The 26,436-nt window shown below is 47.9% G+C and carries 21 protein-coding genes; 7 read left to right on the top strand and 14 right to left on the bottom strand.

Annotated elements, in window-relative coordinates:
• The first annotated feature begins 25 nt into the window (after positions 1-25).
• Positions 26-874, top strand: a complete 849-nt coding sequence (psd, locus tag H6995_01995; GenBank protein MCP5213763.1) for a phosphatidylserine decarboxylase — start codon at positions 26-28, stop codon at positions 872-874.
• A 74-nt stretch (positions 875-948) separates the two neighbouring features.
• On the opposite strand, the gene bktB is transcribed toward psd, so the two are convergent.
• The 3 genes from bktB to H6995_01980 all read right to left on the bottom strand — a co-directional run bounded on the left by bktB (position 949) and on the right by H6995_01980 (position 4,513).
• Positions 949-2,127 (bottom strand): beta-ketothiolase BktB, encoded by a 1,179-nt coding sequence (gene bktB / locus H6995_01990; protein ID MCP5213762.1) that lies wholly within the window; start codon positions 2,125-2,127, stop codon positions 949-951.
• A gap of 34 nt (positions 2,128-2,161) precedes the next feature.
• Positions 2,162-3,946, bottom strand: coding sequence for an acyl-CoA dehydrogenase C-terminal domain-containing protein (locus tag H6995_01985; GenBank protein MCP5213761.1), 1,785 nt, complete (start codon positions 3,944-3,946; stop codon positions 2,162-2,164).
• A 108-nt stretch (positions 3,947-4,054) separates the two neighbouring features.
• On the bottom strand, positions 4,055-4,513 hold the full coding sequence (locus tag H6995_01980; GenBank protein ID MCP5213760.1) for a MarR family transcriptional regulator: 459 nt from the start codon (positions 4,511-4,513) through the stop codon (positions 4,055-4,057).
• Positions 4,514-4,677: 164 nt separating this feature from the next.
• On the opposite strand from H6995_01980, the gene H6995_01975 reads away from it, so the two are divergent.
• A complete protein-coding gene (locus H6995_01975; GenBank protein ID MCP5213759.1) occupies positions 4,678-5,703 on the top strand; it encodes an MBL fold metallo-hydrolase in 1,026 nt (341 codons plus the stop codon).
• A 9-nt stretch (positions 5,704-5,712) separates the two neighbouring features.
• Here H6995_01975 and genX read toward each other — a convergent pair whose 3' ends face one another.
• Together genX and efp are read right to left on the bottom strand one after the other, a co-directional pair.
• Entirely contained in the window at positions 5,713-6,642 is a 930-nt protein-coding gene (genX, locus tag H6995_01970) for an EF-P lysine aminoacylase GenX (GenBank protein ID MCP5213758.1), read from the bottom strand.
• A 124-nt stretch (positions 6,643-6,766) separates the two neighbouring features.
• Positions 6,767-7,339, bottom strand: a complete 573-nt coding sequence (gene efp / locus H6995_01965; GenBank protein MCP5213757.1) for an elongation factor P — start codon at positions 7,337-7,339, stop codon at positions 6,767-6,769.
• 23 nt (positions 7,340-7,362) lie between these two features.
• On the opposite strand from efp, the gene epmB reads away from it, so the two are divergent.
• The 3 genes from epmB to H6995_01950 all read left to right on the top strand — a co-directional run bounded on the left by epmB (position 7,363) and on the right by H6995_01950 (position 12,823).
• Complete coding sequence (epmB, locus tag H6995_01960) at positions 7,363-8,397, top strand: EF-P beta-lysylation protein EpmB (GenBank protein ID MCP5213756.1); 1,035 nt, start codon at positions 7,363-7,365, stop codon at positions 8,395-8,397.
• A gap of 414 nt (positions 8,398-8,811) precedes the next feature.
• Positions 8,812-10,653 carry a hypothetical protein gene (locus tag H6995_01955; GenBank protein MCP5213755.1) on the top strand — a complete coding sequence of 614 codons (1,842 nt, stop codon included), beginning with the start codon at positions 8,812-8,814 and terminating at the stop codon, positions 10,651-10,653.
• Positions 10,654-10,741: 88 nt separating this feature from the next.
• Positions 10,742-12,823, top strand: a complete 2,082-nt coding sequence (locus H6995_01950) for a GGDEF domain-containing response regulator (protein MCP5213754.1) — start codon at positions 10,742-10,744, stop codon at positions 12,821-12,823.
• Positions 12,824-12,873: 50 nt separating this feature from the next.
• On the opposite strand, the gene H6995_01945 is transcribed toward H6995_01950, so the two are convergent.
• Positions 12,874-13,692 (bottom strand): mechanosensitive ion channel, encoded by an 819-nt coding sequence (locus H6995_01945; protein ID MCP5213753.1) that lies wholly within the window; start codon positions 13,690-13,692, stop codon positions 12,874-12,876.
• Between the two features lie 217 nt (positions 13,693-13,909).
• Between H6995_01945 and mscL the strand changes: the two genes are divergently transcribed.
• Positions 13,910-14,317 carry a large-conductance mechanosensitive channel protein MscL gene (gene mscL, locus H6995_01940; GenBank protein ID MCP5213752.1) on the top strand — a complete coding sequence of 136 codons (408 nt, stop codon included), beginning with the start codon at positions 13,910-13,912 and terminating at the stop codon, positions 14,315-14,317.
• A 91-nt stretch (positions 14,318-14,408) separates the two neighbouring features.
• On the opposite strand, the gene serB is transcribed toward mscL, so the two are convergent.
• Genes serB through H6995_01910 form a run of 6 tightly spaced genes read right to left on the bottom strand, consistent with a single transcriptional unit; the run spans position 14,409 to position 22,057 of the window.
• A complete protein-coding gene (gene serB, locus H6995_01935; protein MCP5213751.1) occupies positions 14,409-15,632 on the bottom strand; it encodes a phosphoserine phosphatase SerB in 1,224 nt (407 codons plus the stop codon).
• Positions 15,629-17,905, bottom strand: coding sequence for a DNA topoisomerase IV subunit A (gene parC / locus H6995_01930; protein ID MCP5213750.1), 2,277 nt, complete (start codon positions 17,903-17,905; stop codon positions 15,629-15,631). Before parC ends, serB begins: the two co-directional genes overlap by 4 nt.
• A 44-nt stretch (positions 17,906-17,949) precedes the next feature.
• A complete protein-coding gene (gene parE, locus H6995_01925) occupies positions 17,950-19,842 on the bottom strand; it encodes a DNA topoisomerase IV subunit B (GenBank protein ID MCP5213749.1) in 1,893 nt (630 codons plus the stop codon).
• A 22-nt stretch (positions 19,843-19,864) separates the two neighbouring features.
• On the bottom strand, positions 19,865-20,476 hold the full coding sequence (locus H6995_01920; protein ID MCP5213748.1) for an esterase: 612 nt from the start codon (positions 20,474-20,476) through the stop codon (positions 19,865-19,867).
• Positions 20,477-20,501: 25 nt separating this feature from the next.
• Positions 20,502-20,957: a DUF1249 domain-containing protein gene (locus H6995_01915; GenBank protein ID MCP5213747.1), complete on the bottom strand. Its 456-nt coding sequence runs from the start codon at positions 20,955-20,957 to the stop codon at positions 20,502-20,504.
• Positions 20,958-20,992: 35 nt separating this feature from the next.
• Complete coding sequence (locus H6995_01910; protein ID MCP5213746.1) at positions 20,993-22,057, bottom strand: NUDIX domain-containing protein; 1,065 nt, start codon at positions 22,055-22,057, stop codon at positions 20,993-20,995.
• 294 nt (positions 22,058-22,351) lie between these two features.
• Here H6995_01910 and H6995_01905 point away from each other — a divergent pair, with 294 nt between their 5' ends.
• On the top strand, positions 22,352-23,656 hold the full coding sequence (locus tag H6995_01905) for a TolC family outer membrane protein (GenBank protein MCP5213745.1): 1,305 nt from the start codon (positions 22,352-22,354) through the stop codon (positions 23,654-23,656).
• Here H6995_01905 and waaA read toward each other — a convergent pair.
• Complete coding sequence (gene waaA, locus H6995_01900; protein MCP5213744.1) at positions 23,622-24,902, bottom strand: lipid IV(A) 3-deoxy-D-manno-octulosonic acid transferase; 1,281 nt, start codon at positions 24,900-24,902, stop codon at positions 23,622-23,624. The genes H6995_01905 and waaA overlap by 35 nt on opposite strands.
• Positions 24,899-26,326, bottom strand: a complete 1,428-nt coding sequence (gene hldE, locus H6995_01895) for a bifunctional D-glycero-beta-D-manno-heptose-7-phosphate kinase/D-glycero-beta-D-manno-heptose 1-phosphate adenylyltransferase HldE (protein MCP5213743.1) — start codon at positions 26,324-26,326, stop codon at positions 24,899-24,901. The genes waaA and hldE overlap by 4 nt, the downstream gene beginning before the upstream one ends.
• Positions 26,327-26,436 lie beyond the last annotated feature (110 nt).

Here is a 26,436-nt window from a genome sequence, read left to right as displayed (position 1 = left end):
TACTTAGGTAATCACCTTGTCAGTTATCAAAGAATTTTTCTTTATTCTTGCTCAATTTTTACTGCCGCATCATTGGCTATCACGCCTAATCGGTTATCTCGCCGATTGCCGCTGGCCCTGGTTTAAGAACCGGCTCATTAAGCAATTTATCAGCACCTACCAAGTCAACATGACTGAAGCGGCAGAACCCAACCCTGAGGCCTATACCTGCTTTAATGATTTTTTTACTCGTGCTCTAAAACCAGATGCGCGTGACTTCCCAAAACATGAAAACGAGATAGCCTGTCCGGCCGACGGCGCTATTAGCCAGTTGGGCGATATTGAAAATGGCAGAATTTTTCAAGCTAAAGGCCACCACTTCTCTACCCGCGAATTGCTGGGTGGATCAGAGGAACTGGCCCAGCTATTTGAGAAAGGTAAATTTGCCACCATATATCTCTCCCCAAAGGATTATCATCGTGTGCATATGCCGCTGAGCGGCGAGCTGAAACAGATGATATATATTCCGGGGCGACTGTTTTCCGTCAGCCCCCTCACAACCAGTCAAATTCCCCGTTTGTTTGCCCGCAATGAACGCATGGTGGCTTTATTTGAAACAGCACATGGCCCCATGGCGGTGATCATGGTCGGCGCAATGATCGTCGCCAGCATTGAAACTGTTTGGGCAGGCTTAGTAACACCGCCAAAAAGACAGCTGCATGAAACTTATTACGGGGAAAGAATCGAGCTGAACAAGGGTGACGAGATGGGCCAATTCAAGCTGGGCTCTACCGCCATTCTATTGTTCGGGAAAGATATGATTTCCTGGGATGAGAAATTGCAGGCGGATCAGACTGTCGCACTGGGTGAAACACTAGGCAAGCTTGATGACTAGGACATTTGTGAATAAATGATTAATTGCAAAAAAAGACCCTAAAAAGGGCCTTTCTGCAAATTTCAGGCAAGCGATTAAATTCTTTCGAATAAGGCAGCGATTCCCTGGCCGCCGCCAATACACATAGTCACCACGGCATAACGACCAGCGACTCTTTGCAATTCATAGAGCGCTTTTACCGTAATCAGCGCCCCGGTTGCCCCTATGGGATGACCTATACCAATCCCGCTGCCATTTGGATTGAGCTTTTCTGCTGTAATTTCTAAATCACGAGCCACCGCGATAGCTTGCGCCGCGAAGGCTTCGTTGACTTCCCAGACATCAATATCATTCACACCCAAACCGGCATCGGCCAATAGGCTACGCACTGCAGGAACTGGCCCAATACCCATATAGAGCGGCTCGACACCCGCATAGCTATAGCCCGCCAAACGCGCCATAGGCTGCAATCCTTTTCGCTCAGCTTCTGCTCGATTCATCAACACCAAGGCGGCAGCGGCATCATTAATTCCGGAAGCGTTGCCAGCTGTTACCGTGCCATTCTCTTTGAATGCTGGCCTCAGTCCAGCCATATCCTCTAACCGGATATCGAAGCGCACATGCTCGTCCTGCTCGAACAGAGTGACGCCTTTGCGAGACTTCAGTTCGATCGGTAAAATCTGCTCTTTAAAACGTCCTTCCTCAATCGCCCTTTGCGCTCGATGATGACTTTGTACTGCCAGCTCATCCTGTTGTTCGCGGGAAATTCCCCATTTTTCAGCAATGGCTTCAGCCGTCATGCCCATGTGGACTTTTTCAAACGGACAATGCAAGGCGGACAACATCATATCGATCAGCTTGCCGTCACCCATGCGGTTACCGAAACGCGCGCCGGTGGCAACATAGGGTGCGCGACTCATCGACTCAGCACCACCCGCCACGGCAGCTTCACATTTACCTAATTCTATTTGTTGCGCAGCGGTGACTATGGCCTGTAGGCCACTGCCACACAGGCGGTTCACTGTGACTGCTGGTACAGTATGGGGTAATCCGCCATTGATTGCCGCTACCCGAGCCAGGTAAATATCCTGCGGTTCGGTACCGATGACGCTGCCGAATACAGAATGGCCTATGTCATCACATGAGACCTTTGCCCGGACTATCGCTTCACGGGTTACCGCTGCCGCCATATCGCCTGGAGAATGATTTTTTAAACTGCCACCAAAATCTCCTACAGCTGTTCTTACCGCACTCAACACAACTACTTCATTCATTTTGTTACTCCAGCATTAATTTCCGAGCGAAGGACTACATCAAATCCGCATCCAACCCCATAATCTCTTGCTCTCCAGCCAATACGCCAGCCAGATAAGTTTTCGAACGCGGCATAATGTGAGCGGCATAAAATCCTGCAATTGCGAGCTTACTCCGATAGAAGTCCTGATCGCCCTCACCGCTTGCCAATGCTTTGCTTGCTACGATCGCCGCCCGCGCCATCTGCCAGCCACCAACAACAGTACCCATCAGCATTAAATAGTCGAAGGAAATAGCGCCAGGCGTATGTGGGTTGTCCATTGCATGCTCACGCAGCCATTGCGAAGCACTCACTAACGCTGCCTTACCTTCGCTAAAACTATTTCTAATGGCGCTTAACTGATCCCCAGCCTGCTCAATCTCGGCATCAAACGCTTCCATTTCAGATAATAACGCCATCAGCGCCTGACCTCCGTCGCGTAAAATTTTTCTGCCAACCAGATCCAGTGCCTGAATGCCTGTGGTGCCTTCATAAATAGTAGTAATTCGAGCATCGCGCATATATTGCGCACAGCCAGTTTCCTCAATAAATCCCATACCGCCGTGTATCTGAACGCCCAGTGAAGTCACCTCCTGCGCCACTTCGGTACACCAGCCTTTGGCGATCGGAGTAAGTAGGTCAATTCTTGCCTGATAGCCTTGGCGCTGTTCTTCAGTTTCAGCGCGATGTGCAAAATCCATAGTCGCCGAACTTACATAGTTCACCGCCCGCGCCGCTTCGGTCAGGGCTCGCATAGTCATTAGCATACGCCTGACATCGGCATGATGAATAATTGCCGCTCTGCCTTTAATGCCCGGAGCCTCTCCCTGGAGACGATCACGGGCATATGCAACCGCCTGCTGATAGGCGCGATCGGCAATAGCGACACCCTGAGTCCCAACACCCAAGCGCGCGTGATTCATCATCGTGAACATGCCCGTCAGTCCTTTGTTCTCTTCACCCACTAAATACCCAATTGCACCTCCCTCGTCGCCATAGCTCATGACGCAGGTAGGACTGCCATGAATCCCCATCTTGTGTTCCAACGAGACTGCACGCAGATCGTTACGCGCACCTAAACTACCATCGGCATTAATTAAAAATTTGGGCACCAAGAATAACGAAATACCCCTAACCCCTTCAGGCGCATCAGGTAAACGTGCTAACACCAAATGTGCAATATTCTCGGTCAGCTCATGATCGCCCCAGGTAATAAATATTTTTTGACCGCTGACTAGGTAATGGTCGCCATTTGGAACCGCTTTGGAACGCACTGCGGCAAGATCTGTTCCGGCCTGCGGTTCAGTCAAATTCATAGTAGCAGCCCATTCACCGCTGATTAGCTTCGGCAAATATTGGCTCTTGAGCGTCTCATTGGCATGAGCCTCAATGGCTTCGATGGCACCAGTGGTTAACAGCGGACACAGGGAAAAAGCTAAGTTTGAGGCATTCCACATTTCTGAGGTAGCGGTTAGCAACAGGTGTGGCAGCCCCTGCCCGCCATAGCCTGGAGACTGACTAATTGACATCCAGCCACCCTCGATAAACTGTTGATAAGCGGCATCAAAGCCCTCAGTCGCCACGACCTTGCCATCAAGCAATTTCGCTCCTGCCTGATCGCCTTTCTGATTAAGCGGAGCTAACACCTCCTCCGCCAATTTACCCGCTTCATCTAAAACCACCGTTAGCAAATCAACGGTTGCTTCTTCGAAGCCAGGCAGCTGAGCCATATCTTTATAACCGGCTAATTCGCTCATCACAAATTGCATGTCTTTAGTGGGTGCAGAATAGGTTGTCATGGGTTTTATCTCCTAGGGGTCACTCTTCGAGCTTAACAATAGTTCGTTGTAACCTGGTAATTTGTCTATCCACAGAAAAGGAGAAAATAGCAAAGAGTTGGATTTATGTCAATCTATTGACATATTATCCCGCAAGCGCGTCAAGTAATGCACACAGGAAATCTGATCATCCCGGGATAATCCCTTCATCACTTTTTCAAAAAATACCTGCATCAATCGGTTAATTTCATTGAGCGCTTCGCGGCCGCTCACTGTTAACATTATCCGCTTCGAACGTTGATCCTGTTTATCCTGCGCCCGCATTACATAGCCAGCCGCTTCCAACCGATTTAGCATAATTGATAAATTTTGTCTGCTCACCATCAGATAACGACACATATCATTCACCGTCATACCTTCCTCAACCTTTGGTCGAGACAGCGCACCGAGAACGGACCATTGCTGACTGGTCACGCCAACACTATTCAGCGCCAGTGTACCACTACGGTGCATGACATTTGAGGTTTGAAACAGCCGAAATATTAAACGGCTATGGATTTCATCTAGTTCAATATTTCCTGAGCTCACAACCTGCCTCGCGATGGGTTTAACATTAACTTTACACTTAATCTTATTTATGTCAATATATTGACTTTATTGTTGAAAATGATGCTATTCAATACGGCACATAAGCAGAACTCTAGTTAAGCTTCTGCGTTATAGTATTAAGGCTCGTGGTAAATGATTAGCCTATGAAAAAAATACGATACCCATTTTCCCAAGCGCCACCACCCGGTGTTTGCCTAGAAATTACCCCCGGAATAAAGTGGCTACGTATGCCGCTACCGGGCTCGTTAGACCACATCAATTTATATCTTCTAGAAGACCAGGATGGCTGGTTTATCGTCGATACTGGCCTTGGCACCGCAGAAACTCAGCAGGCCTGGCAACAGATCTTCCATAATGAACTTAAGGGCAAGCCTGTAAAAGGTATTATCGCCACCCACATGCACCCCGATCACATCGGTCAGGCTGGCTGGCTAACCGACTATTGGCAAGCTCCGCTTTATATGAGCGCGGGAGAACACCAGCTAGCGACAAAAGTATACCAGCCTAATTCGGAAACGGCAGTCGACGAGACATTGCTTTTTTACAGTCGCTTTGGTTTGGACCGAGATACCGCGGCGGCGAGATCGGAATTATGGTTAAACCTCAGCTGGCCGACCACTGCTCTACCAAACAAGTTTTTAACGATTAAAAACGGCGATGAGCTGAGCATTGGCATGTACCACTGGCGAGTGGTGGTCGGTAGCGGCCACTCTCCGGAACACGCCTGCCTTTTTTGTGAAGAACTTAATCTACTGATTTCCGGCGACCAAATACTGCCAAAAATAACGTCTAACGTCAGCATCTATCCAAACGATCCAGAGGCTAACCCACTGGAAAAATGGTTGGTATCACTTCAGGGTTTCTATCAAATTCCTGAACAAACGCTTGTTTTGCCAGCGCATAATCTACCCTTTACCGGATTACACTTCCGAGCCAAAACCATCATCGATCACCACGAGGAAATCTGTCTTTCCCTTGAACGGGCTTGCCGTAAACCCAAGTCAGGCAACGATCTCCTCCCGGTAATGTTCAAGCGTAAGCTTAATAAATTTGAATGGGCACTTGCCATTGGCGAATGTGGCGCACACTTAAATTATTTGAGCCAGAACGAGCGGCTGATTCGGCATGTGAGTGATGAAGGCTACTACCTCTACGCGCATAACGGCTAAGCTCTGCAATCAAAGTACTTCTTTGATGTGCTGACTGCCCAGCATCAACATCAATAACCGATCAACGCCTAATGCGACGCCTGCGCATTCAGGTAATCCCTGCTTCAATGCGGCAATCAATTGCCTATCCATGGGGTGTTCCGGCAACCCCCGACCACGACGTTTGAGGTTATCCCGTGCGAACCGCGCCTCTTGTTCTTGCCAATCCGTTAACTCTTGATAGCCGTTGGCAAGCTCCACTCCTCGTATATAAAGCTCAAATCGTTGCGCCACTAATTGGCCTGTTTTGTCGTAGGTGATTTTGGCCAGCGCGCATTGACTGGCGGGATAGTCATAGATAAAGGTTAATCCACTTTGCCCCAGCTGTGGTTCAATGACATGTGACATCAACAGGTCAAGCAGCACATCCTTATCGTCATCAACGCTCTGATAGTTAGTATGCAAGTGCACCAAAGCGGTTAGTTCAGCGTTTTCTACCAAGTGTGGATTAATGCCCAAATGCTGCTGAAATATCTCTCGATAACTTACTTTTTCAATCAGCTGCCAGTTTGTCACGAATTGCAGTAGCGCGGCGACTTCCTCCATCAGCTGTTGGTAATCGAAACCTGGGCGATACCACTCCAGCATCGCAAATTCCCGATGATGACGTTGACCTTCCTCGCCCGCACGAAACGCTTTAGCTATTTGGTAAATCGCACCGCTACCATTGGCCAACAAGCGTTTCATCGCAAATTCGGGTGAGGTTTGCAGGAACAGTGGCGGCTCAGCTAATTGCAGGCTTTCAATATTTGGATCAGTGGTGGCCGCACTCGACAGGATCGCAGTATCGACTTCCAACACATCGCGTTGCTGAAAAAAATCACGTATTTGATGATATAGCTTTGCGCGAAGACGTATAGCTTCGGGTGATGCGGTTGGACGCCAATCGGAAGAATTCAATTTGGTATATCGAGGTTACTATCAAGTTAGCTAAATGGTGTAAGGCGGGAGCGAACGAATTCATTTAGTTCTCTCTTATTTTCGCTGGCTCCAGCGCCCAAACTATTTCTGATTGAAGATAAAACTATTTGCCTACACGGTTTTGATATTCACCAGTACGCGTATCAACCTTCAAAACATCACCAATATTCACAAACAAGGGTACTCTTACCACGGCACCGGTGCTGAGAGTCGCCGGTTTAGTGCCACCCTGAGCCGTATCACCCTTTAGCCCAGGATCGGTTTCTATAACTTCCAGCTCAACAAAATTAGGCGGACTCACCGATAACACGGCACCGTTATATAGCGTCACCGTATAAACATCCTGCTCTTTCAACCAATCAAGAGAAGCCTCTATCGCTTTAGCATCGCCAGCATGCTGTTCGTAAGAACCATCTGTCATCATAAAATGCCAGAATTCACCATCGGTATAGAGATATTCCATATCTCTATCCATCACATCGGCACCTTCCAAACTATCCCCAGATTTAAAGGTTCGCTCCCAGACACGCCCATTTTTTAGGTTACGTAATTTAACGCGATTAAATGCCTGCCCTTTGCCGGGCTTTACAAACTCGTTCTCTAGTATGTTACAGGGGTCTCCGTCCAACATTACTTTAAGACCCGAACGAAATTCATTGGTAGAATAGCTAGCCATGTTGCCTCACTGTGAAAATAGCCATGAAAAATTCGGACGTAATGATACCGCGATCAGAGCCCTTAGTACACGCGATAAGTTGGCAGGCTCAACTCTCCAACTCAATCACGAGTGTTGCACATCTGCTCAAAATTACGGGGAATAATATAGAGGAAGCTCGCCAGCGGTCTAGTTCGGATTTGGACTTTACGGTGCGGGTACCACACTCCTTTGTTGAAAGAATTGTACCCGGCGATTTAAGCGACCCTCTGCTACAGCAAGTACTGCCACTAAAGGTGGAGACCGCACAAACACCGGGCTACTTAACTGATCCATTGGCAGAATCCAGCGCTAATGTACAACCTGGCATCATTCATAAATACCACGGCCGCGTGTTACTAATTTTGACCGGTGCTTGCGCGATTAACTGCCGCTATTGTTTTCGTCGTCATTTTCCTTATGCAGAGAATCAAAATAGTACTCTGCAATGGCACCAAGCGTTGGATTATATTCGCAATGACCCCTCTATTACTGAAGTTATTTATAGCGGTGGAGACCCTCTCGTTAATAGCGATAAAAAGCTCAGCAATCTTACGCGGCAAATTGCCCAGATTGCCCACGTCAAACGCTTGCGCATCCATACCCGTCTACCGATCGTTATTCCTGAGCGAGTGACGGATGAGTTACTCGACTGGCTTTCCAACTCACGCCTGCATTTGTCGATTGTATTACACACCAATCATGCCAATGAACTCGATACCAGTGTCGCTCATGCTATAGAAAAATTGCGCCAATCCCGAATTACTCTGCTAAACCAAAGTGTACTGCTGAAAGGTATCAACGACACGGTTCCCGCACTGGCCCAGTTGAGCGAAAAACTGTTTGAGATGGGTGTATTGCCCTACTACCTACATTTACTCGACAAGGTGCAAGGCGCAGCGCATTTCGACATTAGCCCTGATACAGCGAAAACATTAGTTGGGAAATTAACTGCGCTATTGCCTGGCTATTTAGTACCAAAGCTGGTGTTTGAGGAGCCGGGCAAAGCGTCAAAAACGCTTTTAACACCAATCAACTAAGTCGTATTGACTGTTAACTTGGTAAGAGCTGCTCATTTCGACCCACTGTTGAGATTAAATACCCACTTGTCTAAAAATACTGGCCGGTATAGTTTCTTTGTTTTCCCGAAAACTGTCGAGCGCTATGAATCATACTTTTTCCTTTGGAAAAGCCAATAACTTGGGAAACTGCGTACTTCAGGAACAAATACTTTGCGCTCTTACACTGGCCAAACCTAGCAGTTACGCCTATATTTAGTGGAGATTGAAATCAAGCCTTTGTGCTGTATCCTGCGTCACTTGATACGGCATAGGCTGGAACGACCTAGCACAAGGTCATAGCAGCTCTTCTAAGGATATCCAGGGGCCAAAGCTTAGTGCTTAACCGATAATCAAATTACTATAATTTTGTGATGTTTTTTTGGAATATATTTGATGTTAGCAGATAGCGAATCTAAAGAACTTTCGATTAATGAGCGCACCTTACGAACGCTTTCGTTCTGTGAACCAACGCCGCGCCACATGGCTGATTGGGTGAAAGATTTGCCGCTGGTTAATCTCGGCGAAGCGTCTCGACAGCTTTATCACGCTATCATTGAGCTTAATCAGCTCATTATTGAGCCAGAGATTCGGATAAAGCTCTTAGAAATACTGAGAACACCCATTCAATTCGTCTGTAATTCGCTGAGCAAACATTATCTCAATCAGCCTATCATTCTTCCCGAAAAAGCCAGAAAGGTTGCACGGCTTGCAATGGCTTTGGATAACCATCTCGCAATTGGCTACAAAATCGTGGTGCACGACAACGCCAAAGCAGATCACTCTTTACTGGCTCGCAAATCTCGCAAGCTATCCACTATCTCCATACACCGGGCAATTTCAATATTAACGAAAGTTATCGTACGATCCTGCGAACTTTATATCCATGCGCCGGAAAAAACCTGGCAAGAATTACACAAGCTCTACCTGATCGCCGAATCAAACAAGATTCAAGACGCGATTGTCGAAGATGAAGATAATGTCTTTCTGGTGAAATCCACCATCGCTGACGCCTATAAACGGTCAATTTTGATAGGTTGCTGTAACCCCAATCAAATTCGCCAGCGTGATATTAAGGGCATCTACGACGCGACCGAAATGTGGACAAAAAAAATTCATATCACGCCAGTCAATAATACCTCCAACTTCGTCGTGAATCTTGGCAGCGACACACCGCCAATACATAGAGACCTGGCTCGCAAAAAACTAACCCTATTTTACCGCGCCATTGATTTATCACCACTGTTGAAAATGCTCAAAGAATACCTGGCTCAACCGGAAGGTGTTCACGACGCTTTTGTTAAAGGCATTACCGTGCCTAAATCCGTGTCAGCAGACCTAGTAACCTATCTTGTTAAAATTTGGAGTTCACTCACAGAACGCGCGTTCTCAAGAGCAGAGAGCGACAAACAAATCACCTTGAGCATCGGCTTTAGCTCGGCACATTTCTTTGTCTCTGGTGGTGTCGATTTTGCGTCACAATTGCAGCGCGGAACAGCAACACCCACACCAGCAAAACCCAAGCATACCTTTATCTCGCAGGACATTAAGTCTTTGTATACACAGAAAGATGCCTGGTCCGCCGGTTTTGATGTTGACAGAGAAGACCTGCCCAATGATCCGTTGCGGAATCTCGACTCGGTCAACTATTCCGCTACGGCGGGAGACCAAGCTGCAACAGCCTCTATTGAAGATGAACTGCGAAATCAGTCGCTAAAGACACCAATTCAATACCCGGCTCAACTGCTCGACACTAGCCCCAACGGCTATCGCATAAAGTGGCAAAATACCGCTCCAAAGGAGATCAAAACTGGCGAAATCATTGCCATTAACGAAGGTATTAGCCACACCTGGAGTATCGGAGTTATTCGCTGGATCAATAATCAGCCGACGCCGCCCGAAGCGCAAATGGGCGTGGAACTTATTGCCCCTGGCGCAATACCTTGTGGCGCTAAAGTCGTCACAAAAACTAAGCGTCGCTCGGATTACATGCGCGCACTGTTATTACCGGCGTCACGTGGCTTGGATCAACCTGCATCCATTTTTACGCCTAACCTCCCGTTTAAATCTGGGGTTAAAATAATTGTTAACCAGTATGGCGAAGTATCGCACGGCCACCTAGGCGAACGTCTTTCCAGTACCGGCAGCTTTTCCCAATTTGTGTACCATCCCGATATCGGGACCGATGTGAGGGATGAGTCGGATGACAATATCGAGGATTTATGGCCAGATATATAAACCTTCAGTCAACCAAATAATAACAACTAGATTTGGCTAGCAATACCGCTCAAGCCATAGAGTTATACTAGAGTAGCAGTCCGTACACATGCATAACGAAAATGAAAGCGTTAGATTACTGATTCTCGATACTTCGCAAAACGATGCGGAGGATCTCGTCAACCTGTTCCGCAACGCTGGAAGAGCAACACAAGCTCAGCTCATCGAAAATGAGCAGCATCTCTCAGAACTTCTCAGCAACAAAACCTGGGATTTGTGTTTTGCCCATCTTCGCTCAACGGAACTCACTCCGTTCCAGGTAACTGCCCAGATTAAAAAAATGGAGCAGGACATTCCTGTTATTTTGATCACCGACGCAGAAACCCCGGAATCGTTTATCCAGGCCTTAGAAGCCGGGATGCGCGATATAGTCCCGGAAGATCAAAAAGATCGGCTGCGGCTCGTTGCCATACGGGAACTTGATAACCTATATAATCGTCGCGCCCGGCGCAGAGCCGAGGTCAGCCTAAGAGACACAGAAAAACGCTGTCATCTACTTCTGGACAGCTCGCGTGATGCCATCGCATACGTGCATGACGGCATGCATATTTACGCCAACAACACCTATATTCGTCTATTCGGATACCCTGATTTCGACGAACTTGAAGGCATGCCTCTCATTAATATGGTGGCCTCTCAAGACCAGGAAAAAATCAAAGCCTTTATGAAAAGTTTCGCCGAGGGCAATAACGTAGGTGAAACATTTGAATGCCGGGGTGTACGTGGCGACGACTCCCAGTTTGAAACTAACATGACTTTTTCCGCCGCTAAATATGATGGCGAACCCTGTACACAAATTATCATACGTACCAGCCTTCAGGAATCCAAGCAAACAGAAACCAATGAACAAGATATCATTACTGGCCTGCAAAACGATCTTTCCTTTAAGAATCACGTTGATCGCGCCATTGAACAGGCATCCGAAAAAGGGCTTAAAAGCACTGTACTGTACATTCAATTAGACGATTTTATACCTATTAAGAATCGTATTGGCGGCGCCAGCACCAATCTATTGCTTGGTGATGTTGCGAAAACACTGCAGGAGTTGGTGGAAGCCCCTAATTTAGTCGCACGAGTTGACGATTTTAGTTTTGCCATTTTACTGCTTGGCCAAGAACCTGACACCGGTATTGAACTGGGTGAAAAGATATGTGAGTCTGTGGAAAAGAACCATTTCAATGTCTCCGGAAAAGCCGTTAATTTGACGGTGAGTATCGGCGTATCCATCCTCAATGAGAACACCGCTAACCCTTCAGACATCATTCAAAAAGCTCGTGAAGCGGCTGCCTTCGTTAAAACCCATACCGGCAAAGGTAATGGTGTACAGTTACACAGTAGTGAGGAACAAGACGCCGCTCATAATGAACAAGTCGCCAATCTACTTGAAAGAGCGCTTGCTAAACAGCTATTTAGATTAGTCTTCCAGCCAGTCGTTAGCCTGCGCGGAGACACCGGTGAGCATTACGAAATCATGCTCAGAATGCCTGATGAGAATGGCAAGGAAATTTCGCCTAACGAATTTTTGCAAACCGCCGCAGACAAAGGTATTACCAAGGAGATTGACAATTGGGTCATCGATCAGTCGATACGCAAACTAGGCGACCATTTGGCCAAAGGCCACAAAACCCATCTCTTTATTAATATCACCAAGGAAACCATGCTGGACGCGTCGGTGTTACCAAAAGTAGGGCAAATGCTTAACCAGGCACGCTTGCCTGGAGATAGCATCATTTTCCAAATAAGTGAAACCGATGCCACCGCCCATTTGAAAGAGGCTAAAGAGTTTATCAAAGGCGCCAATGAATTACGTTGTAAGGCGGCATTAACCCACTTTGGACGCGCGCTGAACCCGTTTAATACGCTCAAACATTTGCCCGTCAGCTACGTCAAAATCGATGGCTCCTTTATCGATGAACTACCCAAGGATGACGACGCCAAAGAAGATTTGAAAACGCTGGTTAGCTCACTGCATACCCAAGGCAAACTGACGATCGCGCCGATGGTCGATGCTGCCAGCCTATTACCCACACTTTGGCAGGCTGGCATTAACTACATCCAAGGCTACTACATACAACAGCCAAGCCAGTCAATGGATTATGACTTCTCCACCGAAGAGGAGGATGAAGACTAGTCTAAAACTGTCACAGGGGCCGATGGGCCCCTTTTTTATTTCTCTCGATACTAATCTGTTGCCGCCTGATATAAATGAACGTCCCTCTGGGGGTAAGGAATACTAACACCTTCACTGTCAAATGCCTTTTTCACAGCCTCTTGCATAGCAAAATATACTCCCCAATAATCGGCCGCATTGACCCAAACACGGACATTAAAGTTGACTGAACTATCCGCAAGTTCAGCTAACAGAACTGCCGCCGCCGGCTCTTTTAAGATACGACTATCGGCTTCAATTACCCGCTTCAATATTTCCTTGGCCTTATCAATATCATCATCATAGCCAATGCCAAAAACCATATCGACACGCCGGGTTGCTTCCGATGAATAATTGATAATGCTGCCGTTAGCAATTGGCCCGTTAGGAATTATGATCGTTTTGTTATCCGCCGTTTTCAGCATAGTGGTAAAAATTTGGATAGAATGAACAGTTCCGGCATGACCTTGCGCTTCAATAAAATCACCTACCTTGTAGGGCTTAAAAAATAACAGTAACACGCCACCGGCAAAATTAGACAAGCTGCCCTGTAACGCCAAACCAATGGCCAGACCAGCGGCACCGAGCACAGCAATAAAAGAAGTTGTTTCAATTCCAATCATTGAAGCGACACTGATGAGCAACAGCGCTTTTAGCATGATGCCCGTGAGGCTGAGCAAGAAGCGTTTTAATGTCAGCTCAACTTCCTTTTTAGTCATAGCAGCATTGATCAGAGCGACAACCCTATTAACCACCCACAAACCGACAATGAGAACGACCAAAGCTAATAAAAGCTTTGGCCCATAGCCTAGTAATAACTCAATAATTTTACCTGAATGTTCTTGAACCATATCCACAATAGACTCTCCTGATAAATACTTTATTTTATTTTCCCTGCGCTAGAATACTGGATCAAACACTTGAGTTAAAGTTGAAACCGAGGTTTACAAAAGTTTACAACTCTAACGATCCGGTCTCTGTATAATTGCTGACACCAACAATTAATTCATGTATAAAACTATTGTCAAATTAACCACTTTACTCAATTAATAAATGGAGCCATTACCCATGAGCATGATAAAAGAATTCAAAGAATTTGCGGTCAGAGGTAACGTTATTGATATGGCTGTTGGTATTATTGTAGGCGCCGCCTTCGGGAAAATAGTCTCATCCTTTGTCGCCGACGTAGTAATGCCTCCCATTGGTCTTTTGATTGGCGGTGTAAATTTTTCAGACCTTGCTTTTGTTATCCAAGAAGCCAGCGCCGATGCTGCAGCGGTAACAGTAAAATACGGTATGTTTATACAAACTATCATTGATTTTACTATTATCGCATTTGCTATTTTTATGGCCGTTAAAGCAATTAATTCCCTAAAGAAGAAAGAAGCTGCCGCGCCTGCTGCACCTCCAGCGCCGTCAAAAGAAGAAGTGTTGCTAACCGAAATCCGCGATCTACTTAAACAACAAAATAGTTAGCCATTGCCACACAAGAAAAGAGCAGAAGGCGCAACTCTTTGAGTTACGCCTTTTTAAATTGACCAACTTGGTGGGAGTGTCTTTAGGTGTTTCAAAGTTTTTTATTGAGCCAGTCCCGGTCACGAAACCCTATTAAATACAAAACGCCATCTAGCCCTATATTAGATATCGCCTGTTTCGCGGTTTGACGTACAATGGGTTTCGCTCGAAAAGCAATCCCCAGCCCAGCCAAACTCAGCATCGGCAAATCATTAGCGCCATCACCAACCGCTATCACCTGTTCCAGAGTAATATTTTCTTGCGCTGCTATTTGACGTAGTAACTCCGCCTTACGAGCGCCATCGACAACCTCCCCAACGACTCGGCCAGTCACTTTGCCGTTTTCAATTTCAAGCTGGTTGGCATGAATATAGTCAATACCTAATTGCTGCTGCAGCCGATTGGCAAAGTAGGTGAACCCACCAGACAGTATCCCGGTTTTATAACCTAAAGCACGCAACGTTGAAATCAGCATCTCAGCACCTTCGGTCATTTTTATTCGTTCTGCGACCCGCTCCAACACCGACTCATCCAAGCCCTTGAGCAAACCAACTCTACGCCTGAAGCTCTCTTTAAAATCAATTTCTCCACGCATCGCCTGCTCAGTAATCGCCGCTACTTGCTCACCCACACCCGCCTCCTTTGCCAGCTCATCAATGACCTCAGCTTCGATGAGGGTAGAATCCATATCAAACACGACCAAACGACGATAGCGGCGATAAATATTATCTTCCTGATAAGCAATATCAATATTTAATTCGCTGGCAACACTCAAGAAAGCGGAACGTAATTCTTGTAAGTCTGAGGTCGTACCACGCAACGAAAACTCGACACAGGCTTTTGCCTGATTGATGTCGGCATCCAGTGCAATCCGTCCAGATAAGCGATTGATTTTATCTATATTCAAACCATGCTTTGCTACTTCCCGACTAATTCTTGCAATATGCTCTGCCGAAATTGCACGCCCTAAAACCGTTACTATATGCCGCGGTTTTTCCTGTTCATCAACCCACTGTTGGTAATCTTTTTGGGCAATCGGCTGCACCGATATCTGGATATTTTCACGTTTGGAAAGATTGTTAATCTTATGTAACATCGTATCGACATCGCAATCCTCATCTGCCGCCACTAAAATTCCCAAAGAAAGACTGTCGTGAATCACCGCTTGTCCAACATCAAGGACCTGCGCCTGACCGCTAGATAAAATTTCGGTGAGAGAGGCCGTCACCCCTGGTCGATCCTGCCCCGTCACGTTGATTAAAAAAAGCTGCTTCAAGCGTCCGGCTCCTGTGTAGACTTATGCTCCACCTCAACCCGATCTACCTTTTGGAATCCACGCGGCAATTTATTACCTCGACGTCCGCGCTCGCCACGATAATGCTCCAGTTCGGCAAACCTAATTTTGATAAAGCGCTTACCCGCATGTACCACTAGGCTATCTTTCTCATACAAAACGGCAACCGCGATCACGAACTCCTCTCTTGCCGCGACTCGCTTGGGTGGAATTTGGATAATTTTGTTGCCTTTACCCCTGTTCAGTATGGGTAACTCTCGTAACGGAAACATCAACAAACGGCCTTCATTACTCACCGCCGCCAACCACTGTTCCTCCAAATTATCGATATTGCTCGGCATCAGCACATGAGCTCCTGCCGGTAAGCTAATCGCAGCTTTTCCCGATCGATTTTTGGAAAATAAATTTTCTAACTTTGTGACGAATCCGTAACCAGCATCAGATGCCATCACAATCAGTTTGCCCGGTTCACCAATACTAACCCCCTCAAACTGAGCGCCGCTCGGAACCGTGAGGCGACCTGTTAGCGGTTCGCCCTGTCCCCTAGCCGAAGGCAACGTATGTGCCGCCAAGGTATAGGCGCGTCCTGTCGAATCAAGAAACACCGCGTTCTGGCTACTGCGCCCTTTTGCTTGCGCAAGATAGGCGTCCCCAGACTTATAAGCCAAACCGCTAGCGTCAATATCGTGTCCTTTTGCCGCTCTTGCCCAACCCTGTTTGGAAAGCACCAGGGTAACAGGTTCAGATGTCAGCAGGTCGGTTTCGCTATAGGCTTGCGCTTCCGTTCGCGCAACAATAGGTGAGCGCCGTTCATCGCCATAAAGCTCAGCATCAGCAATAATTTCTTTTTTAATCAATGTTTTGAGACGAGATTTCGATTCCAGAATTTTTTCTAATTGTGCCCGCTCTGCGTCCAGTTCAGCCTGCTCACCACGAATTTTTACCTCTTCAAGTTTAGCTAAGTGGCGCAATTTCAACTCCAAAATTGCTTCCGCCTGCACCGAAGATAAATTGAAGCGTTCCATTAACACTGGCTTGGGCTTATCCTCCTGGCGAATAATGGCAATCACCTCATCAATATTGAGATAGGCGACTAACAAGCCCTCAAGTACATGCAACCGATCCAGCACCAGATCCAAGCGGTGCTGTAATCGTCGCGTCACAACATTGGTGCGATAGGTTAGCCATTCGCTCAGCACTTCGACCAGACTGCGCACTTTGGGACGACCGTCCAGTCCAATCATGTTCATATTGACGCGATAGGTTCGCTCCAAATCGGTGGTCGCAAACAGATGCGCCATCAGTGATTCCACATCGACTCGATTTGAACGTGGCGTAATAATCAGGCGCGTTGGGTTCTCATGATCCGACTCGTCGCGCAAATCCGCTACCATCGGCAATTTCTTTGCCTGCATTTGCGCGGCAATCTGCTCCAACACCTTAGCGCCAGACACCTGATAAGGCAGCGCATTAACGACGATATCACCGCTTTCCTGATCATAAGTGGCACGCATGCGCAAAGATCCACGTCCGCTCTCGTACATTTTGATAATTTCTTCACGTGACGTGATAATTTCCGCCTGAGTGGGGAAGTCAGGGCCCTGGATCTGTTCACAAATTTGCGCCACAGTTGCATGCGGATTATCCAGCAACTGAATACAGGCGCTCGCGACTTCCTTCAAGTTATGTGGCGGAATATCGGTCGCCATTCCCACTGCAATACCGGTACCACCGTTTAATAAAATATTCGGCAACCGGGCGGGAAGGGTTACGGGTTCACGCAAGGTGCCATCAAAATTCAACGTCCAATCCACTGTACCCTGACCAAGTTCCTGCAGTAGCACTTCAGCATAAGGCGCTAACCGTGATTCGGTATAACGCATCGCCGCAAAGGACTTCGGATCATCAGCTGAACCCCAGTTGCCCTGCCCATCGACTAATGGATAACGGTACGAAAAAGACTGCGCCATCAACACCATTGCTTCATAGCAAGCACTATCTCCATGCGGATGAAATTTACCGAGGACATCGCCTACCGTGCGCGCTGACTTCTTAAACTTGGCAGTGGCTTTTAACCCCAGTTCAGACATCGCGTAAACAATACGCCGTTGCACCGGCTTTAGGCCATCGCCAATATGCGGCAAAGCCCGATCGAGGATGACGTACATCGAGTAATTTAAGTAGGCATCCTCGGAATATTGCTTCAGAGATAGACGCTCGACGCCCTCCCCTGAAAGATCAATCATATCCGTCATATTTTTAACCAGTATCGATTGTTAATTGATGGGCTGTTTGGATGTTAGGCCAGATTAGCAAGATCACCGGCACTTTCCAGCCATGCCTTGCGATCCTGCGCACGTTTTTTCGCCAGCAGTTTATCCATCACCTCAAAGGTTCCGTCCCCCGCTTCAATGGTCAGCTGCACCAGTCGGCGCGTATCCGGTGCCATGGTCGTCTCGCGCAGTTGCAATGGATTCATTTCGCCCAGACCTTTAAAACGCTGCACATTCACTTTGCCCTTCTTTTTTTCAGCCGCAATCATATCCAAATAGCCCTGTTTTTCATGCTCACTCAGGGCATAGTAAACTTCTTTCCCAACATCGATTCGAAACAGCGGCGGCATCGCGACGAAGATATGTCCGCCACTCACCAAGGGTTTAAAATGGCGTACAAAAAGAGCACAGAGTAAGGTCGCGATATGTAACCCATCCGAGTCAGCATCTGCCAAAATACAAATTTTGCCATAACGCAAACCACTAATATCTTCCGAGCCTGGGTCAACACCGAGCGCAACGGAAATATCATGGACTTCCTGCGACGCCAAAATTTCTCCTGAATCCACCTCCCAGGTGTTGAGGATCTTACCGCGCAATGGCAATACCGCCTGAAACTCCCTTTCGCGAGCTTGCTTGGCGGAACCTCCCGCCGAATCACCTTCGACCAAAAACAACTCTGTGCGACTCATGTCCTGACTGCTACAGTCAGAGAGTTTACCCGGCAACGCCGGACCGCTGGTAATTTTTTTGCGGATGACTTTTTTGCTCGCACGCAAGCGACGTTGTGCGCTGTCAATCGCCATATCCGCCAATTGCTCCGCCGCTTCGGTATGACTATTGAGCCACAGACTAAAGGCATCCTTAACAACCCCTGAGACAAAGGGTGCACACTGGCGCGAGGAAAGGCGTTCTTTGGTCTGCCCGGAGAACTGTGGGTCGGTCATTTTTACCGAAAGGATGTAGGCACAACGATCCCAAATATCTTCCGGTGACAACTTAACACCTCGCGGCACCAGATTGCGGAACTCACAAAATTCCCGCATAGCCTCCAACAGGCCGGTGCGAAAACCATTCACATGAGTGCCGCCCTGTGCAGTGGGAATGAGGTTGACATAGCTTTCCGTAATCAACTCGCCACCTTCTGGTAGCCATTGCACAGCCCAGTCTGCCGCTTCACCTTCTGCCGCTAACGCCCCAGTAAAGGGCTCCAAAGGTACGGTTTCATACTCACGGGTGGAGCCTGTCAGATAATCCTTGAGTCCATCTTCGTAATACCAGGTATCCTGTTCACCGCTGATATGATCGACAAAGCTAACTTCCAAGCCCGGGCAAAGTACTGCTTTGGCCCGCAGTGTGTGTTTTAAACGTGGCACTGAAAATTTAGGCGAATCAAAATAGCTAACATTCGGCCAGAAATGCACCTTGGTTCCGGTGTTACGCTGCCCGACCGTATCCACCACCCTTAAATCTTCCTGCTTGTCACCATCAGCAAAAACCGTCCGATATTTCTTACCATCGCGGCGTATTTCCACTTCCAAACGTCGTGACAAGGCATTGACGACAGACACGCCAACACCGTGCAGACCGCCAGAAAACTGATAATTCTTATTGGAAAACTTACCGCCCGCATGTAGTCGGGTCAGAATAAGTTCGACACCACTGACCCCTTCTTCTGGATGGATGTCTACCGGCATGCCTCGCCCGTCATCCTCTACCGAGAGTGAGCTATCTGGATGCAATTCGACATGGATGCGCTTGGCATACCCGGCAATTGCCTCATCAACACTGTTATCCACTACCTCTTGCGCCAAATGATTAGGCCGCGACGTATCGGTGTACATACCGGGACGTCGTTTGACCGGGTCAAGCCCGCTCAATACTTCAATGGATTCCGCCGTGTAGGTTGCAGTTGTCATAATGCTCTTAATTCGATGAGTTTCAGTTAATTACCAAGCCCGCAAAATGCAGTATATCAGGCACTGCCTGATCAAAATGATCAAACCCGTGCGAGCCACCTTGTCTTATTATCAACTTTGAATTCGCGTACTTATGTGCCGCTTCGCGATAATCGAGGGTATCATCACCTGTTTGCAGTAATACCAAATATTTGTTGGGATCGGTCAATTCCAACTGCTCGATTTGACGCAGTTGGTCAACCTCCCTTTGCGTAATATCATACCTTTGCTGAGTATGGTAATTACGCTGCTTTCCAAGTGCTTGCGCCATCATCCTATAGGGCGCTACTGCTGGATTAATCAGTACCGAATTAACCCCATATTTTTCCGTTAGGTAAGTGGCATAGTAGCCGCCAAGCGAGCTACCGATCAAGGTAATATTAAATTTGGATAGGTATTGTTCAATCAATTCGCACAACTGCTCAATCGCCAGTTGAGGACGATAATCCAAAGCCGGGGCAACATAACTTTCAGCACAGCCAATTTGGCTTAAATAGTTTTTTAAATATGCCGCTTTAAAGGATGCCGGTGAGCTGTTAAAACCGTGAATATAAATAATATAAGGCGCTAAGGCTGGCAACATAGAAACAATCAATTATCATCCTAACCTGTACATTACTTCAGAAAACCCTAGCAAAATCAAGCTTATCGACGGCATAGCCCTGCGCCAGACATTGCCGCAACCATTCTCCCAGATACAGGTTACGTTGCATTTTTTCATCCGGCTGATACATCTTTGCGTTGGGATAACGATATACGCCCTTTAGTTGCTGGCTGTTTTCCAGCTCAACCACTTCTGCCATACGGGCATCATGGTAAATGCGGATGAGCAGTGCTGGTTTTCTTAACCAATGACCGGCTTTATCCTGATGAGTAAAGCGAATGGTGGCGGTGTATTTAAACTCCTCTATCACTTCCAAGCAGATTTGTACCGGTTGATCTGATTTCGAGGCAACTCCGAAAATACGCCGTGTCGCTTGCTCCATTGTTGGCATTAATTTTTGTAATCGCGCATAGTTGGCTTCACACTCCGCCATCAGCTCGCAAAGATCTGGGACATACCGCAATTTTTTCATACTCTATTCATACAACCTGCACTCGATATGACTGGCTAGCACCACTCCTGTTGGAGCCGTTTTCGATTTAATTGTAACCACTGCAACGCCATTATTGTAGCGGCATTATTAATTATGCCGGAATCTATCGCCATAAATGCCCAATCTGCGGCAACCACTTCAACGCGAATATCTTCATGTTCATAATCCAACCCATGCACACCACCAACCCCCTGAGTATCGACTCGTCCACAATAGATAGCAACCTGTTCGTTGGTAGCGCCGGGGCTGACCCAATAATCATAGAGTTTTACCACGTCCTTAACCACACAGCCAGCTTCTTCCATCGCCTCTCTACGTACCACTTGCTCGGGAATTTCGCCCGGCTCTACCATGCCGGCTACCAACTCCAATAACCAAGGGCTACGCCTATCCTCCAGCGACCCGATACGAAACTGTTCAATTAAAATCACCTGATCCTGCTGTGGATCATACAACAAGGCCACCACCGCCAACCCCCGCACAAAAAGCTCACGCGTGAAAACCTCACTCCAACCCCCTTCAAACAGTTTATGACGCAGGGTAATTTCCTGCATTTCAAAAAAACCTTTAAACGGGCTTTCCTGCTTAATAATTTCAATATCGGCGCGATCAAACTGTGGTGCTAATTCAGCCGTATTACGCCGTTCGAACATAATGATCAACTCTTCTACCGCCAGACGGATTCTATCTCTTGACTCCCTAAAAGCAGCTAAAATACCTCCCTTTCGCTTGGCTTTTGCCGGATCCGGCAAATCCCAGTGTTGCCGCGCCACATTGCCAGGTAATACCGGACAGTTTTTATCGGCATGCGAGCACAATGTAATAACCCAATCATGTCGTTCAAGTATTCCTGGCTCAAGCGCATCTGATGTTTGCCCACTGATATCGATACCCACTTCAGCCATCACCTCAACTGTCCGTGGATTGACACCATGTGCTTCGATCCCCGATGAAGATATCTGCAACTGATAGGTTTTTGCCAAACTGGATTGCGCGAACAAATGTTTTGCCCAGCCTTCCGCCATCTGTGAGCGGCAAGAATTTCCGGTACATAAAAATAAAATGGACAGTTTATTCATGCTTTAACGATCTTAATCTTAAATGAAGGATAGATTTGATGCGAACTTGAGCACTGTTTTAGTCAGCATTAGCTCGCAGATTTTCTCGTGTCAAAAGGACAGTTTAGGGAGCGAGCTACACCTTGTCTATTTAAGATTGGCCGACGCTCCCATTCTCCCCTATAATTCAACACTGATTCTTCCGGTCGAACCTAAACCTCCATTTAATTCTGATATAAGCCTATGTTTCTAAGACAGTTCCGAAGACAGCTCCCAAGACAACTAAAAACAATTGTACTGTTCATCGTTAGCGTTATGATCAGCAATTATTGCTTGGCCACCGATTTGTTACAAATATTTGCGGAGGCTCAGAACGAAGATCCACAAGTACGTGCCGCTCATGCCCAATTGCAAGCAGAACTAGAAGCAATTCCGCAAAGCCGAGCCCTGCTGCTACCAGACCTGACTCTGAGTGCAAATACGGCAACGATTGACCGTGAATTCGCTGGTGGCAGTTCCAATACGCAAGAACGCTTTAACTCCAATGGTTATTCAGCGCGACTGACGCAACCATTATTTCGTGCTGACCGCTGGTTTCAACTGCTATCCGCCAAGGAAAGCAGTAAACAGGCGCTGGCTGAATACAGCAACGCCGAGCAGGACCTGATTATTCGAGTTGCCGAAGCCTATTTTAATATTCTGCGCGCCGAAGACAATCTCAGCTCAGCCGTAGCAGCAGAGACCGCCTTTCGACGACAACTGGATCAAACTCAGGAGCGTTTTGATGTAGGCCTGATTGCGGTAACCGATGTGCACGAAGCGCGCGCAGTGTATGATCTTTCTCGCGTTGTCCGTATCACCCAGGAAGAGGAACGCGACAATAGTTTCACCGCACTCGAGACTTTAACTAATAGCCGTTATAACAAAATCAATCAGCTTGATAAAAGCATGCCCATCACCAACCCTAATCCCGCCTCACTGCAGGAATGGATTGCCACGGCGCTGGAACACAATCTATCTCTCAACGCCAGTCAGCATCAGGTGGCAGCTGCGAAGCAGGAGGTTAAGCGACAGAAGTCCGGCCACTTGCCTACACTGGACGCCGTCGCAAGCTACTCCCACTCCGAAGACGGTGGTATTTCTTTTTTAGGGAACGAATCGGATATCGAAAACTATGCATTGGAATTAAACATTCCTATTTTCCAAGGCGGCGGCACCCAATCCCGAGTGCGTGAAGCACATCATCGCCTGACGCAAGCAAAAGAAAATTATGAGAATCAATATCGTACTATCAAGCAGGACATTCAACGCCAACACCGCACCGTTAACTCCGATGTGCTCCGTGTAGCGGCACGTAAACTGGCACTAAAATCCAGCCAGAGTGCTTTGGAAGCAACGGAAGGCGGCTATGAGGTTGGTACACGTAATATTGTCGATGTCTTGCAGGTAAGAAATACTCTGTTCGAAGCCCAGCGGAATTACTATAACGCTATCTATGATTACATTATCGATAGCCTGCGACTAAAAAGGATTGCTGGAACGCTCAGCGTTACCGACTTAGAGTCCTTTAATCGGTGGTTAACCCTCACCGAGGAGGGGAAGACTCCAAAAACCCCTTAATCTGCTCGAACATTCGTTGCTGAGCACCGCGGTTAGCCGCGATGACTGCCGCACCGGCGCTACTCATCTGCTGATGCAACGTGGGTTGTGTTAATACAGCCAACACAGCCGTACCCAATTCTGATGCGTTCGAGACTTCACGCATAGCACCTGCGACAAGCAACATCTCACTGACCTGAGCGAAATTAAAGCGATGCGGCCCGCAGATTACCGGTACTCCCAATGCAGCTGGCTCAAGAAAATTGTGCCCCCCAGTTGGCACCAGAGTACCGCCCACAAACGCCACATCTGCGGTAGCATACAATAGCAATAGCTCACCCATGGTATCACTCAGCATAACATGGGTGTCTGCGGTGACCGCCTCCCGCGCACTACGGCGCGAAACATTCAAGCCAGAGGACTGGCACAAAACCGCCGCCTGAGTAAACCGTTCTGGATGGCGCGGCACCAATACCAACAGTAAATCAGGCAGTTTCTGTCTTAGCCACTGGTAGGCTGCCAGCACCTGCTCGTCTTCACCCGCATGGGTACTCGCGGCAATCCAAACTGGCCGGTCATTACCCCAGCTACTGCGTATCCCCTGCGATTGGCTTTTAATTTCTTCTGGGACGCGGATATCAAACTTAAGGCTTCCCGTCACTACCAGCTGCTCTTGTAGCAAGCCAAGACTTAACAATCTCTCAGCATCTCCTGCAGTTTGCGCCGCAACCAGGCTGAGTTTACCTAGCATGCCTTTTGCCAATTTTGCAAAGCGTTGATAACCGCGTGCGGAACGTTCAGACATACGCGCGTTCATCACTATCTGCGGGATGTTATTCTGGTGACAACAGTGGATCAGATTCGGCCAAAGCTCAGTTTCCATGATCAACACCAGCTTTGGCTGAGTTTTCGCCAAAAACCGATTAACCGCACAGGGGATATCATACGGAATATAAACATGGAACACTGAGTCGCCAAATATTGCACGAACTCGATCGGAACCAGTGGGCGTCATGGTGGTAATCACTATTGGCAATTGCGGGTAGGCCTGCTGAATCTGCTTAATTAGTGGCGCAGCGGCAATGGTTTCCCCCACAGAGACCGAATGCAACCAAAGCCCGCCAGTTTGAGGCGGTGCCGGAAAAAAGCCTAAACGCTCAGGCCAGCGCTTGGCGTAATCGGGCGCTTTACGTGCTCGCCATAGCAGACGCAGAAAAATAAAGGGTAGTAACAGGTAGTAGACTAGCGTGTAAAAACACCGGTTCATTGGCGTTGTTTGATTTTTTCCACAATAGCGGTCGTGGATAGCTCATCGATAAAACTCAGCACCTTAACCTCTCCGCCATAGGAGCTTACTAGCTCAGCACCGACAATGTCACTCACCTTGTAATCGCCGCCTTTGACTAACACATCCGGCCGCACTTTTTGTAATAATTCTTCGGGGGTATCCTGAGCAAAGGGCACCACCCAGTCCACTGCGCCCAATCCAGCCAGCACCCGCATACGTCGTTCAACGGGATTAATGGGGCGCCCTGGGCCTTTTAAGCGCGCCACTGACTCATCGGTATTGACCGCCACGATTAGACGATCACCTAAACTCCCCGCTTCTTCGAGATAACCAACATGCCCCGCGTGAATAATATCGAAGCAACCATTCGTAAAAACTATTTTTTCCCCATGAGCATGGGCATCTTCAATCACCATGAGCAATTGCTCCTCACTCACCACTCCCCGCTCAGAACCTTGTTCACGCTGCACCGCTCTCCTGAGTTCCGGCACACTAACCGTCGCGGTACCCAACTTGGCGACAACCAAGCCAGCGGCGATATTCGCCAAGGCAACCGCTTGAGGCAAACCACTGCCAGCCGCCAAAGAGGCAGCGATTACCGAAATAACCGTATCTCCAGCTCCCGTCACATCAAACACTTCTCGCGCTCGGGCTGGCAAATGCAACTCTGCTTCACCGTCTCGCAACAGCGTCATGCCATGCTCACTGCGGGTTACCAGCAAAGCCTCTACTTTTAATTCTCGTAGCAGTGCAATGCCGCGATCGACCAACTCCTGCTCGCTATTGCAATGCCCGACAACGGCCTCAAATTCTTTGAGATTGGGGGTAATCAACGTTGCACCACGATATTTGGTAAAGTCGGTACCCTTGGGGTCAACCAGCACAGGCACCTTCGCAGCACGCGCCAGGGCAATCAGTTTTTGTGGTTCCTTTAACGCCCCCTTACCATAGTCTGAAAGCACCAGGGCACCGGTGTTGAGAATATAGCTTTTTAATTTAGCGGGAAATTGATCGACATCGCTCGCCTGAAATGCTTCTTCAAAATCCAGTCGTAACAGCTGCTGGTTTTGACTAATCACTCTGAGCTTGGTGATGGTCGGTCGGGTATCTGATGTCTGAAAATCGCAAATCACATCTACGGCTCCCAATCGTTCACACAAGGACTGGGCGGCTTCATCCTTGCCGACGACACCAATCAGCTCGGTTGTCGTTCCCAGCGCAGCAATATTTAACGACACGTTGGCTGCGCCGCCAGGACGTTCATCGCGATGCTTTACACCGACCACCGGAACCGGCGCTTCTGGAGATATACGTGAAGTACCGCCGTACCAATATCGATCCAGCATCACATCACCGATTACCGTGACGTGAGCCTGATTAAAACGGGGTATTTCCAACTTCATAGTTTCAATTCCAAACACTGAGAGTAGATCGGGCAAAGTATAGCAATATTGCCAACTAGAGGCGAAAGCTTGGTCATTCCTTCTCTAGGTTCAGACGTTAGGCTGGCAGT

It is taken from the genome of Pseudomonadales bacterium (assembly GCA_024234615.1).
GTDB lineage: Bacteria > Pseudomonadota > Gammaproteobacteria > Pseudomonadales > IMCC2047 > JAJFKB01.
The sequence above is the reverse complement of the archived record's forward strand: the minus strand, read 5'-3'. Positions and strand labels throughout refer to the sequence as shown.

Excerpts from the sequence above, each read along its gene's own strand:
- bktB (MCP5213762.1), bottom strand. The coding sequence starts at position 2,127 with ATGAATGAAGTAGTTGTGTTGAGTGCGGTAAGAACAGCTGTAGGAGAT.
- H6995_01985 (MCP5213761.1), bottom strand. The coding sequence starts at position 3,946 with ATGACAACCTATTCTGCACCCACTAAAGACATGCAATTTGTGATGAGC.
- H6995_01975 (MCP5213759.1), top strand. The coding sequence starts at position 4,678 with ATGAAAAAAATACGATACCCATTTTCCCAAGCGCCACCACCCGGTGTT.
- efp (MCP5213757.1), bottom strand. The coding sequence starts at position 7,339 with ATGGCTAGCTATTCTACCAATGAATTTCGTTCGGGTCTTAAAGTAATG.
- epmB (MCP5213756.1), top strand. The coding sequence starts at position 7,363 with ATGAAAAATTCGGACGTAATGATACCGCGATCAGAGCCCTTAGTACAC.
- H6995_01955 (MCP5213755.1), top strand. The coding sequence starts at position 8,812 with ATGTTAGCAGATAGCGAATCTAAAGAACTTTCGATTAATGAGCGCACC.
- H6995_01950 (MCP5213754.1), top strand. The coding sequence starts at position 10,742 with ATGCATAACGAAAATGAAAGCGTTAGATTACTGATTCTCGATACTTCG.
- H6995_01945 (MCP5213753.1), bottom strand. The coding sequence starts at position 13,692 with ATGGTTCAAGAACATTCAGGTAAAATTATTGAGTTATTACTAGGCTAT.
- mscL (MCP5213752.1), top strand. The coding sequence starts at position 13,910 with ATGAGCATGATAAAAGAATTCAAAGAATTTGCGGTCAGAGGTAACGTT.
- parC (MCP5213750.1), bottom strand. The coding sequence starts at position 17,905 with ATGACGGATATGATTGATCTTTCAGGGGAGGGCGTCGAGCGTCTATCT.
- parE (MCP5213749.1), bottom strand. The coding sequence starts at position 19,842 with ATGACAACTGCAACCTACACGGCGGAATCCATTGAAGTATTGAGCGGG.
- H6995_01915 (MCP5213747.1), bottom strand. The coding sequence starts at position 20,957 with ATGAAAAAATTGCGGTATGTCCCAGATCTTTGCGAGCTGATGGCGGAG.
- H6995_01910 (MCP5213746.1), bottom strand. The coding sequence starts at position 22,057 with ATGAATAAACTGTCCATTTTATTTTTATGTACCGGAAATTCTTGCCGC.
- H6995_01905 (MCP5213745.1), top strand. The coding sequence starts at position 22,352 with ATGATCAGCAATTATTGCTTGGCCACCGATTTGTTACAAATATTTGCG.
- waaA (MCP5213744.1), bottom strand. The coding sequence starts at position 24,902 with ATGAACCGGTGTTTTTACACGCTAGTCTACTACCTGTTACTACCCTTT.
- hldE (MCP5213743.1), bottom strand. The coding sequence starts at position 26,326 with ATGAAGTTGGAAATACCCCGTTTTAATCAGGCTCACGTCACGGTAATC.